The organism is Bacillus sp. PK3_68 (assembly GCF_003600835.1).
Classification (GTDB): Bacteria; Bacillota; Bacilli; order Bacillales; family Domibacillaceae; genus Pseudobacillus.
Genome location: NZ_NQYC01000001.1, coordinates 3639260 through 3651884, shown reverse-complemented (window position 1 = coordinate 3651884; position 12625 = coordinate 3639260). Strand labels below are relative to the sequence as shown.

The 12625-nt window shown below is 38.4% G+C and carries 8 protein-coding genes and 1 pseudogene; 1 reads left to right on the top strand and 8 read right to left on the bottom strand.

Features of this window, described 5'->3' with window-relative positions; genetic code table 11:
- Positions 1 to 113: 113 nt before the first annotated feature.
- The 7 genes and pseudogenes from CJ483_RS18425 to CJ483_RS18395 form a co-directional block, all read right to left on the bottom strand.
- Entirely contained in the window at positions 114 to 2096 is a 1983-nt protein-coding gene (locus CJ483_RS18425) for a DUF262 domain-containing protein (protein WP_120036536.1), read from the bottom strand.
- Complete coding sequence (locus CJ483_RS18420; protein WP_120036535.1) at positions 2093 to 3808, bottom strand: DUF262 domain-containing protein; 1716 nt, start codon at positions 3806 to 3808, stop codon at positions 2093 to 2095. The genes CJ483_RS18425 and CJ483_RS18420 overlap by 4 nt, the downstream gene beginning before the upstream one ends.
- Before the next feature lie 456 nt (positions 3809 to 4264).
- Positions 4265 to 5079 (bottom strand): annotated as a pseudogene (locus tag CJ483_RS18415) (ABC transporter permease).
- 13 nt (positions 5080 to 5092) lie between these two features.
- Entirely contained in the window at positions 5093 to 5863 is a 771-nt protein-coding gene (locus CJ483_RS18410; RefSeq protein WP_120036533.1) for an ABC transporter ATP-binding protein, read from the bottom strand.
- Positions 5864 to 5882: 19 nt separating this feature from the next.
- Positions 5883 to 6893: an ABC transporter substrate-binding protein gene (locus CJ483_RS18405; protein WP_120036532.1), complete on the bottom strand. Its 1011-nt coding sequence runs from the start codon at positions 6891 to 6893 to the stop codon at positions 5883 to 5885.
- Between the two features lie 13 nt (positions 6894 to 6906).
- On the bottom strand, positions 6907 to 8352 hold the full coding sequence (locus CJ483_RS18400) for an aryl-sulfate sulfotransferase (protein WP_120036531.1): 1446 nt from the start codon (positions 8350 to 8352) through the stop codon (positions 6907 to 6909).
- A 15-nt stretch (positions 8353 to 8367) separates the two neighbouring features.
- Positions 8368 to 8886 (bottom strand): MarR family winged helix-turn-helix transcriptional regulator, encoded by a 519-nt coding sequence (locus CJ483_RS18395; RefSeq protein WP_120036530.1) that lies wholly within the window; start codon positions 8884 to 8886, stop codon positions 8368 to 8370.
- Between the two features lie 714 nt (positions 8887 to 9600).
- Between CJ483_RS18395 and CJ483_RS18390 the strand changes: the two genes are divergently transcribed.
- Positions 9601 to 10575: an S-layer homology domain-containing protein gene (locus CJ483_RS18390; RefSeq protein ID WP_120036529.1), complete on the top strand. Its 975-nt coding sequence runs from the start codon at positions 9601 to 9603 to the stop codon at positions 10573 to 10575.
- Positions 10576 to 10991: 416 nt separating this feature from the next.
- Here the strand turns inward: CJ483_RS18390 and CJ483_RS18385 are convergent, their stop codons facing one another.
- Complete coding sequence (locus CJ483_RS18385) at positions 10992 to 12596, bottom strand: DUF6119 family protein (RefSeq protein WP_120036528.1); 1605 nt, start codon at positions 12594 to 12596, stop codon at positions 10992 to 10994.
- Positions 12597 to 12625 lie beyond the last annotated feature (29 nt).

The window sequence follows — 12625 nt, the reverse complement described above, 5'->3', positions numbered from 1 at the left end:
AGATTCACTTTCCCACTCTTGATCCGTATCATTTCTCCAAATAAACTTGCCGTTTTCAAAGGAGATGTTCCAGCCCAATTTTGGGATATTTACATACTTTTCACCATCGCGTCCTAAAGAATGATAATAATCAGATTTAATATTTTTTCTTCTAACGCCGCATGCAGTGCATAGCTGTAATATTCTTGGCAATATCCATTCGTTGCACTGCTTTCTAATAGAAGAATCTCATTTTCATCGTTATAACGAATAAATCTTTTCGAACCGCATGTTTCATTCAAAATCATTGGATAGTTTATGAAATAACGACGCCAATCTTCTACATCGGAATTTTCTATGATACTCTGTAAACTTGCCTCGATATCATGTATATCTACTACATCGAACAAGTCTTTCAAATAACATACATTCTCCTCTCGCAACAGTCGTTTCCAACTAATATCACGATCAAACCCTTCTGTTAAGAAACTATAGTTGCGTCCCTTCTTCAATGTGTAATCACCGAATGTTAATAGCGCACGTGTGAATAAATTCTTATCAACATTTAGTTTTTCTGATCCAAAAATAGCAACCGCACGCTCATAGTAAAATATAAATTGTTTTTGAGCCGTTGCATGCGTTCCCTCACTCCATTCAGCAATTTCTGCTGCGGATGTTACCCCTGCAAATCCGAGTAAAAAGCCGATGTCTCCCTTAAAATAAGGATAATCCTCTGCTTTTTTGAGTAACGGTCCCCAATCGGCATGCGATAATAGCAATTGGGCCTTTTTTCTCTCCTGTTCAAGTTGCGCTCCATAAAATCCTTGAAGCTTCGTTGCAGGCCTTGCTAAATACGTATAGAAGTCATCGATATGTGACGCAAGCTGCTGGATGGCACGCGCCGAGTTTATGTAATCCGTAACAGAATTATAAAGTGTACTTTCCGTCACATTACGTATAAATCTCATCCAGGTGCTGAGAGTTTCCTTATCAACATCTGACACTTGCGACGCATATACCGTAAACGCAAATAACCGCAGACGATCCGCATAGGTAATTTCACTAGACATTGAACGACGCACTAATTGTTCGCCATCTATAACAGCCATTGGAATATGATCTTGTTCCCTGCGAATGAATGCATCCACTGTTGCTTCTAATCTATATAACCAATCTGTGTCATCCAACTGTGCCTTCACAACCTCTTCAAAGCTCACTGCATGTTCTTGGCTGACAAGCATTGATACCCGCTCATTATTTTCTTTGTGTAAGGCCAATTGATTTGTAATAACAACTTGAATAAACTGTAAATATGCCTGATTATAAAGTTTCTTTTGGTTTTCCCAGAAGAAATCAGCCCATTGATTATCCATTTTCAACAGAAGTTGTTTCGAAAAATGAGTGGTAATTTTGTCTTGGCTCACTAGTTGCTCCATGTATGCCTGCAGCTTCGCCTTGAAGTTTTCAAAAGGTGTTAGCGGCTTTCCTCTTGCATTCATTTTAATATAAAGCGTATCTTCTAAATGGAATGTATCCAAGTCGATAAATTTAAACTGAATAGGGCAATCATTCGTCAATGTGTCATACAGCGTGTTCTCATACAACTTATGAATAGCATCAAGCACGACAAGCATCGCCTTCACAGTCGGATCCTGATTCCATATTAAGAAGAAATCTGGTACATTTTGAATTTCCCTGCTAATGGTCGCTTTATCAAAATCAATACCTTCTAGTTGCACAAGCATACGACAAAAAGCTTTGCTGCTACTGCGAGTTTCATACGAAAACTTTGCTAAAATGCCACGAGCTTCATCCATTCTTCCTTCACGCATCGCACTATACCAATGCAGAAGGTACAGTGTTGTTAAACGCTGCTGACCGTCTAAAGGGGCAAACACCCCTTGTGCATTTACCGTACCGTAAATGAAATCCAGCTCAATCGTTTCCTTCGTCTCAAGGCTCTTGAATAATACCTTCAAAAAGCTGTCACGTACCTGCTCGACATCTTTTGTTTGTCGCCCCTGCGCATAGTCTCGCTGGATGATTGGAATCTCAATGCGATTAATGTGCCCTTCTTGAATGAGCTTCCAAAATGCATATGTCTTTGCTTTACTCATATATACGCACTCTCCTTCACGCTTGGTATCACGGTACTAAGCGCCGTAACCATTGCATTGATATAATGCTCCCGGTCTTTCTTCCCCCAGTAATTCATTTGTGTCACGTCAGGGTTGTAGTATTTTAAGAAGACATTTCTCGTGCATGCCGGAATATAAACACCTGTTTTATCACGTTCAATTAAGATTTGGCGTTTTTTAGGGAAAATGGCGTTTTTATAAGAGCGGTTCGTTGTGGCATCAAGTAGTGTTAAATTTGAAATGTTATTCGTCTCATCATCCCCAAATTCATCTACTATGCGCTCAAATAACCCTTCGAATTGCTCTTGGTCATAGGCAGCTAAAAAAGAGTTGATAGCCAGGCGAAGCTCTTCATCCTTCACATATGGAAGTGCTTCGTTCAGAAATTGAGACTGCGCTTCCGTACTATGTGGCTTCTTCGATTTTACTGCATGAATGTGCTCAATATCCCATTTTTCTTTTTTGTAACGTTCAAAATCAAAGCGCTGATTCGATAACACGTCATTCTGCAATGTCAAAATATTAAATAACAGCAGCACATGGCGTACCTGCTTGCTATCCTCATACATTAATCCAACAATATCAACATCCTCGAAGGAGCTGCGAATCATTTCTTTTAAAATCTCCACAAAGGCATCTTTCTTCATGTTATTAGACTTCTGAATGATGCTCTCCATTGATACACTTGTCGCAAGCAAATAACCAATGTAATGATAGAGCTCTCTATTTTGATACCACTCCGTCACTTTCATGTAAAGCTGTTGAACCTCTAACCAAATCGACTCAATAATAGCATGCTTTGATTTATCCGCTTCTGATTGATTCTTCATCCATTCATTGAACACATGGAAGGTATAATAAGGGATATTCTTTTCGACTCCCATCTTATAATCACTGGCTATAAGATCAAATAGCCACTCAATCCGGTTCTGATAATCCGAATCCGTATCGTTTTGTAAGAAATACCATAGCTCATCATTTTGCAAAGCATATTCCATACGATCCCATTCATTAGAAATTTCAATTTGCTTTAAGCGTACAATATCTTCATCGCCTTCATTCTGACTTAAATGGTTTTTACTTAAGAACAATGCCTTGATCAACTCCGCATTGGTTAATGGAATCCTTCCATTATTGATACGTGAGAAAATATCAATTGCATCATATGAATCATCCACTTCATACCACATGACTTTGACCTGCTCACGCAACCGCTGTGCTATAAACATAACAGCCTGGGGCTTATGCTCTGCAAACCATTCCTGAATCATCTCATAGGCTTCATACATGTGGTAAAAATCAATGTTATCATCCTTCATATTCTCACCGGCAGCTATATCCCTCAAGAAATCTGAACTCTTTGGGCGTGTCTCATAATCAATCGAAAAATAGTGATCTACTAAAAAAGGAATTTGCTTCTTTATGTATTGCAACAAAATTAAAATTGTCGTTAAACGTTGCTGTCCATCAATGACTTCCCAAGTTTCTTCATTCTTTTTCACAATAATTGGCTGAAGCCAGTACACCTCATCTTTTGCCGGATCCTGCTCATGAAACTCCCATAAATCATCCAACAGCTCTCTAACCTGTAACTTAGACCAACGATATCCTCTCTGATATGAAGGAATATAAAACTTTTCTTCTGACTCCATCAAATCTTGAATTGCTTTAGCTTGCAGAACTGTCTCCAAGTCCCCCACCTCGATTACCCTGTTTATTGGAATTATATGAATTCATCATACATGGATTTCAAAAAATATCCAGATAAATAGTAAAATTAATTCAATATTTTTTTACTATCTAATCAAACCTATCCAACCTTCTGTTTTTTCGCCGACCGCTTTTCAACAACCTTTTGATTCAGCATCTTTAATAAAGAAGCCCGATTTATAGCAGATAACGAGCAGCCCATCGGCTGGATTTTCTTCCCCTGGTAACTTAATTGGTAGACTCTTTTGCAAGGGTTATGGATTCAGAAACTAAAGCGCATCTGTAGCTGGAACAACGCGGTGAAGCAGGTTCACCATTTAGGTATTTGACAAACATAGGGTTAGATAGGCTTCCTTAAAGACTTCCATAAAATACAAAAAACCTAGTCCTGATTGGATTAGGTTTTTATAGATGGGAAAAAATGAAACTGGAAACCATCATACAACATTGTAACGCTTTAAGAATTTTTTCCTGCCCAGCCAAATAGTCTATCCATGAAGAAGCCCATCAATCCTAAAACAACTAAACCTACGAAAATCCAGTCTGTTTGGAAATGCAGTCTTGCATTCCAAATCATAAAGCCGACTCCTTCATTGGCGGCCACCATTTCTGCACCAACGATCGCCATAAAAGAAGAACCCATCGCAAGCTTTGCGCCTGTGAAAATGTATGGAACAGAAGCCGGGATAACCACATAGCGCAGCACTTGAAAGTTGGATGCTCCCATGCTTTTGGCTGAACGGATTTTATCTTCTGAAATGGACAGGACACCTGTTAGTGTGTTAATGGTTACTACAAAAAATGTGGCATACATGATTAGAAATACTTTTGATTGTTCACCGATGCCGAACCAAAGCATGAACAACGTAATAAATGCTAGTGGAGGAATAAAACGTATAAAATTAATTAACGGCTCTACAAGTGAGCGGATCGTCCGGTTGCTGCCGATTAATAAACCTAGTGGAATCGCGATTAAACTTCCTAAAAACCAGCCTGCCAGCACACGGGCAAAACTGTATCCCATATAGATAAACAGTGCGCCGTCTTTACTCAGTTCTATCGCTCCTTGCAAAGTGGCAAGAGGGCTGGGCAAAAATTGGGGATCTGAAAAATAAGCTGCAATGCTCCAAATAACCAATAAACCAAACCATGTTAAAATCCCTGTTTTTAACAATCTTTTCCACTGGCTTTTAAAAGACTTCCTTTTTTTCACTGCTTTATGTGGAATTTTATGCTGCGCAATAGTTTCCATTTACATGACCTCCTCAGTCAAAATGTGACTGGACGATTTTATAGTAATGATTGAAATCTGGACTTGTAATTTCACGCGGATACGGTAAATCGATTTCGTAAGTGCTTGTAATTTTCGAAGAAGGGCCGACCGACATAATGCCAATGCGCTGGCCAAGCATCAATGCCTCCTGAATATCATGGGTGACGAAAATGACCGTCTTATTCGTTTCCTGCCAAATTCTAATAAGCTCTTTTTGCATCGTCCGCCTTGTCATCGCATCCAATGCCCCAAATGGTTCATCCATCAGCAAAATATCCGGATTGTTTGCCAGGACACGCGCCAGTTGCACACGCTGTTTCATTCCCCCTGAAATCTCGCTCGGAAACTTATGGTGATGGCCGGAAAGCCCGGCAAGCTCGACATATGAATGAACAATCTGCTTTCTTTCTTCTGCAGGCACTTTTTTCATTTTCAATCCAAACTCTACATTTTCCTCTACTGTCAGCCACGGAAACAAGGCTGAATCAGCGGATTGAAAGATAAACCCCCGGTTTGAATCATGATTGGAATTCGCTCCGTATATATCAAGCTGTCCATTGGTCTTCTCTAAAAATCCGGCAATCATATTGAGCAGAGTTGATTTTCCGCAGCCGCTTGGACCTAATAAAATATAAAACTCACCGCGTTGGATCGTTAAATCAACATCCTTTAAGACATACACCTTCTCTGACAAGTCCTCTGAAAATGTTTTGGAAAGACCCTTAATCACGATAGAGGGGCTTTTTTCTTGTATCACTGTCATAGGAAGATTCCTCCAATTTTTAATTTCCGTATGTTACAGACTCTGGAAATGCTTCGCGCAAAGGCTCCAGCACTAATTTATCTTGCAGATTATAGTCTTTCTTTAATAAGTCTTTATCCAGGAGCCATTGCTTCATATTTGATAGATGGTCAACATCTTCTTGTTTGAATTCAAGCGTATAATTGGAACGCTCTAAATCACGTAAAGTATCTTCTTTCTTCACTTTTAGCTCTTTATAGGCTATTTCTGCCGTGCCGTCCGGATTTTCTTTCACATAGGCGATTCCTTCTTTGATCGCTTTTAACAGATTAACGATCGCTTGATGATTGTCTTCCACAAATTTTCGGTTAGCAACTAAGTAGCTGCTTACTGAAATATTGATGGAAGAAAGATCATCAATTTTACGGACGCCGTCAATCGACTTAAACTTTTCAAGCAAAGCACCACTTGCCAGCACAGCGTCAATATCGCCTTTTTTCACGCCGACAAGTGCTTCATCCGGGGTAGTGAACGGTACATAACGGATTTCATCTTCTTTAATTCCTAAATGCTCAAAATATTTTGCCCAGTGATATTCACTAACTGTGCCTTTTGCGACCCCGATTTTTTTTCCTTTTAGCTGTGATGGCTCATTAATGCCTTTTACCGCTAAAATTTCCGATTGTTTGATTGTTTCCGGTGTGCTATGTGTTAACGAAGAGATAACGACCAAGTCACCTCGGTTTAAAGAATTGAGCAATGCGTAATCTGCGGCAAGCCCTGTATCCGTTTGTTCTGTTAGCAAGGCATTAATCGTATCAATTCCGTACGCAAAGTTTGATAGCTGTGGATCGATATGATGATTTTTAAAGTAGCCTTTTGTATTTGCGGCACGTATTTGCAGGGAACCCCCTGCTGCCGTATCGATACCAATTCGTATTTTTGCAGCTTCTCCTTCTGCCGTGCTCGCTTTACTGTTGTTCGAGCAGCCTGCCAAAAAGAGGGACAACACTAAACTAAAAGTGAGTAGCCCGTATAAACGCTTCATCATAACTCCTCCATTATCAATTTTTTTGCTTTTCTAACGTCTCATCGTAGCGCGCTACGCATAAGGCTCCCTCGCCAACGGATTGCGCTCCTTTTATTTCAACGATGGAATCTGTTCCGCCTGACGCTGCATTTGGGACACGGAATGTTTCAATCTTTAAAGGCTCAATCGCTACTTCGCTTGGCTTTTCAAGCTGCGGCACCCAGTTATAAGGAACTCGGTACGCTCGGTACACCATGTTCGAATTACGGGCGTTTTTATAAGGGGAAATGTATTCCCAAACAATTGCATGCTCGGCAGTTACTTCAAAAATACGGCCATTTGCGCCTTCTGTAATGAGCGTATTGCCATTTTCTAAACGCTGTGCAGAGCTGATATACGGGCTGTAAAAGCGGAAAGAATCTGTCGGCACTTGGAATTTTGCTTCAAGCCCTGTGTACTGCCAGACGATTTCAAGCGTAACCGGATCGATTTCCAGTACACGCGAATGATCGCGAACTGCATTTTTATTGCCGTCCGGCGATGAAGGATTCGGCGCACCGTATCCTCCCCATCCGCCATTATCAAATACTAATAAATTGCCTTCGCCCGGAAGGCCTTGCGGGATAATATGAGCATGATGCTGGCCGATAATCCAGCCCAGGTGCTCTAACTCAGGCTTTGAATAGTCAGGGCCGATCTGCCATACGATCTTGCCTGTACGCTTATCTGTAATGCCGATAATATTTGCTTCGCGCGCATCCCAAATAATATTGTCAGGATGGAATCTTTCATCTCCTGCATCATAATGACGATTTGTCCCTACTGTCGAAATCGAATTAATGTGCAGCCAGTCTCCTGATTTATTTCCGAAGAAACGCCGGTTTGGCTCTTCATAAATAATTTTTTTCGCTTCCTCATCGAATTGAAGTTCATCAAAGTGGTCGCTGAATAACCATTCCCAGACGATATTTCCTTCCCAATCGACTTCTAAAATTACATCGTCCAATAGGTCATGCTTTGAAATTTCAGGCTTATGAACATCACGGTGAGCTAGAATCAGCGTGTTTCCTGCATCTGTTTTTGGGTCCTGGCCCGGTGCATAATAGCCAACTGAATTTCCTTCACGCTGGTAATCATGGTGTGCACGGGCGAGCCATCTTCCTTCATGTCCTGGATCTGTAATAAATTCGTGCTTATCAAACTTCCAGACGATATTCCCTTCAAAATCGACCTGCACAAGATCCCCTTCGTCCTGGAAACCATGCTCCGGATCACGGTTAAATGTATGCCCCAGTACATATCCATCCGGGAAAACTTTATTTGGAAAACCACGAAGCCCTTTCCATAAGTGAACTTCTTTTCCGTTCATATCAATTAATAATGCGCCAAGGTCCGGTGCTTGGAAAATCGTGTAACCACTCCACGCCTTTTCTGGTGAATAAATCGTTGCCCCTGTTGGATGAATTGTTGGCAGTCCCATATTTCCCCACTCCTTTTAATAAGTTAAAAAACGTTTTTTTTGGATTGATGAATCCTTTTTGTTTTTCCTCTCTTTGGCTAATGACAAGACATCATCTGATAACCCTTCTAGATTATTGATTAAGCGCCGGTACATCTCAATTTGCACTTTAATTTCCTCGTGTGAAAATCCCTCGAATAAAATAGAAATAAGGTTTACTCCCACCTCGTTGTTCCGTGCGATAAATTCGCGTCCCTCATCGGTAATGCCCAGCAGTACTATTCGCCGGTCTTCGTTATGGCGTTTGCGAATCGCAAATCTTCTGCCCTCCAGTTTGTCGCAAATAGCTGTAATCGCCCCGGAGGTAAGGTCAAGCTCTTCAGCTAAATCAGTTAACCGCTGTTCCCCGGCTTGAATAATCTTCTTTAAAATCAAGAATCCCGGCAACATCACTCCTTCAATCATGATTTTGTCACGCTCTTTAATGAACTTGCGAACCATCTTTCGAAATAACCAATCTGCCTCTTCCAGCAGATCCATCTTATTTTTGTCCATGCTCCTCCTCTCCGTGCTTCATAGGTACAAAAAAAGCACCCGATACATTTCAACATTCATACGAGATGAATGTTGAAAATGTATAAGGTGCCTTTGGATGTCCAATCAGCGCTTAATATTCATTCAACATTAAAATAATGACTATTCATTTATTTAATACCAGTATATTAATACGTAAATTCCAATGTGTCAAGTAGGATTTAAAAATATTATACGGATCCATTTTTATTCTTGCGATTCTAGCCCCTACGCTACTCCCTGCCATCTGCTCTTTCTTTATAGGTGCAATAAGCGAATGCTTTTTACATAATGGGTGTCCGTTAGCTCTTGTGGATAATTGGCTCTCCTTTTTGCCTTACGCTTGCTTTTGCATAAAACCGTTCCTTTTCTAAGTAGTGTTTGTAAAAAATCATATTATTCTTAAGTTTTTTACCATAGAGGTCTTAATTAGTAGCTTATTAGTTTTGATAAAAAAGAACTAGATAAAAACAAAGACTATCCTACAAAAACACTCTCTTTGCAATTAGCTAAGCACTTTCTCTTTATAAGTTTTCCTATACCCCACTTATTCCGCCCTTCTATTTTCATGGTATTATAAATCTATAGTCATCCACTAAATGGATTACAATTCAAATTAAGGAATTAAGAGTCTTAAATGTAAAGCAATATTTATCTTATTCTCTTTAATTATGAAAATGAAAAGGGGCCAATTGAATGAAGAGATTATTTAGTCTACTGTTAGTTTGTTGTTTAACTTTTACAGGCACTACCTTTGCTTCGGCTGCGTTTAAAGATGTGAGCCGTGATTATTGGGCAAAAGATGAAATTACATACTTAACAGACAAAAAAGTCATTAACGGTTTTTACGATAATTCATTTCGTCCGCAAGCACCGGTTACTCGATTACAAGCTATGATATTAATGGCGAGGGCTCTAAATCTAGATTTATCTAACCGACCAAATCCAGGCTTTAAAGACTTATCCACCATGAATAGCGGCTATAAATATGCGGCAGCTATTGTGGATGAGGGAATCTTTCCAAAAAGTGCGTATTTAAAACCAAATGAACCAATGACTCGTGAATTAATGGCTAGAATGCTTACTTCTGGATTTAAATTAAAATCAACGAAAAAGACTAGCTTTAAAGATGTTCCTCCAAGTTATTGGGCTTATCCATACATCTCTGCTCTAGCTGAGAATAATATTACTCTAGGGTATCCGGACGGAACATTTAAACCAAGTACAACACTTACACGTGCTCAATTTTCTGTTTTTCTAGCAAAAGCTTTAAATGACAATTTTAAAACCTTTACTTTTTCTAATGAGAAATACCACTTTAAATTAGAATTGCCTAACTACATGAAATCTCAAGTCGTATTTGATGATGGATTAGGTATAAATGAGGATAAAGTGTTTTCGGTTAACTTTTATTATAATAATGATACTCATCTTGGCTATACACCATTCGCTGGATCGATTCATATCATTCCTGCTTCCTTATGGAAAAACTTCTTTGAAGATGCACCTTACTATCTAATTAAAAAGATAAATAACTATTATTATTGTTACCAAGGTCAAAGCGAGGATCCTTATTACGAAGTAGGCAAACAAGGCTCTAGAGAAGCTAAAACATACATGGGTATCCATGATCGACTTGAGTATGCAATCACACATATGAAAATCAATTAATGAACAAGCCCTCTGGTTAGCTGCCAGACGGGCTTGTTCGTTTTTAAAGAAAAGTCAAGCAGGTTCTTCAACTACTAAGGCGTGTCTAGTCTTCAAGTATCTTATAAGCGAATCAAAAGAATCATCATGTGCTAAATAAGAAACTACCTTGCTCAACAAACAAGCCCACACAAATAAAAAAGCGCCAGAAACGCTACTTTCATAACGTTCTGACGCTTGCGTATGATTCCGACTGGGTTCGAACCAGCGACCTCTACCCTGTCAAGATATGGTGCTAAATAGCTTATAATAGCCCACAATAGCGCTAATGCTACTGACAGTAAAAACACAACAATAACATTACCTTCTAATTACCTGTAGTAATCTTAAATTATTTAAAACACGTGACCAATTTGGTGACCAAGTGTTTTGTCCATTTAATTTTCTATTACATTTATTTTATATAAACCAACTTTTATTCCTAACCGTCTAATCAAGTTCACGTGATGCAGCAAATTAACTTTGCTGAAAAAAGGCAATACTTCTCTAATGTCCTCACTTCTATGTGTAGATATTGCATAAACTAGTGTACAATCACTAAAAGGAAAATTGTGTTCATCGTATTGCTCTTCCGGAAATTTCTCTCTAATTTTAGTTATTAGGAATTGTCTATATTCAACAGATTCCCTTAACAGCTGCATTGAAACCGATCCTTGTGCAAAAAGATGACTTAAAGTTGCTGAGGAAGTATTCTTCTTTACACACACAAAGTGTTTTTCTTTAGAATATAAATCACTAACCTCAATTTTACTTCGTGATCCAGCCACTTGAAAATTCTTTTTATCCAAACACAGGAAGTTTTCAGTCGCTTGTCTTTCATTGTAGCTTCCTTCTGATTCACCTTCTTTTATATCGGTTAGAAAATCTTCAATCTCCAAAAGAGGTAACTCCATAATATCATTTTGAACTTTTGTAAAATAATCGTTATCAATTTTATACCAGTTATTTAGTGAAAAGATATAAGTATCTTCCTCAATTTGAGTTTGATAAATAATAAAGTGATTTAAGGTAACAGATTGAGTGACTGCTGCCTCTGAATCATCTAATCCTACAATTTTTATTTTACTTATCTGGTCGGGTTTAGCAAATTCTATTTCATCTAATAAAGAATAGACATCTTCTAAAATAACTTCTTCGGTCTCAACTTTTTTATGCCCGATATAAATTTTATAACTTGAACATCTCTCATACTCAATCATATCTGGATATGCTAGTGAGATATGATGTGTATCACGATCTCTAAGTGTTTCGAACATTTTTTTCTGTAGAACCGAAACCGTTTCTGCATCTCTTACAACTTTAATATTATCAATGAAGCCAAAGTTTTCTTTATATCGATCACTAAGATATAAATCTAGTAACTGTGTACACTTCTCACCTAGTTGTGAGAAAGTAATATCACTATTTAAACTTAAAGAAGATGTAGTACCCTTTATTGATGTTCCAACTTCCTCACTACTTGATTTCCCAGATACTAGGTTTATAAGGTCTTGCTCAAAGTCTAAATCAAATTCTCCAATTTCACTCCCTTTATTTATAAGTACTCTTTTTTGCTTTGTTTTCAGGTCAATATTCCTTACATCAAACGCTTTAAGCTCTTTTGAGTCAATTGCGTTTAACGCCACCTTTAACCCAAACTGATTCTCTAGGTTATTTCTGTTAATAGCAGTAAAACCAAATCCACCTGTAATAGCAAAGAAATAAGGGGTCTCTTCCTTTATAATTCTTATCAAAATAACAAATGAATTAACTGTATTTCTTATTTCGTCTCTATCAGGAATTATTAAATCCTCTTCTAGAAATGAAAGCCACTTAGGCTCCTTTGTTTTGTTTTTTTGAATGTAAACCTTACATTCAAATTCTAAATTGTCATTATTAGATTGCAGCTCAACAAAGTTATTTTCTTCGTTAACTTTGTTAGGTAATATTAGATCTTGAAAGTCCTTTGAATTTTCATTAAAAAGATAGTATGAGAGTTTCAATAAGGCCACCTACCTCAATATTTAAAATA

What these genes read in the sequence shown, in the direction of transcription:
- CJ483_RS18410 (WP_120036533.1), bottom strand. Translation starts at nt 5,863, where the DNA reads ATGACAGTGATACAAGAAAAAAGCCCCTCTATCGTGATTAAGGGTCTT.
- CJ483_RS18395 (WP_120036530.1), bottom strand. Translation starts at nt 8,886, where the DNA reads ATGGACAAAAATAAGATGGATCTGCTGGAAGAGGCAGATTGGTTATTT.
- CJ483_RS18425 (WP_120036536.1), bottom strand. Translation starts at nt 2,096, where the DNA reads ATGAGTAAAGCAAAGACATATGCATTTTGGAAGCTCATTCAAGAAGGG.
- CJ483_RS18390 (WP_120036529.1), top strand. Translation starts at nt 9,601, where the DNA reads ATGAAGAGATTATTTAGTCTACTGTTAGTTTGTTGTTTAACTTTTACA.
- CJ483_RS18405 (WP_120036532.1), bottom strand. Translation starts at nt 6,893, where the DNA reads ATGATGAAGCGTTTATACGGGCTACTCACTTTTAGTTTAGTGTTGTCC.
- CJ483_RS18400 (WP_120036531.1), bottom strand. Translation starts at nt 8,352, where the DNA reads ATGGGACTGCCAACAATTCATCCAACAGGGGCAACGATTTATTCACCA.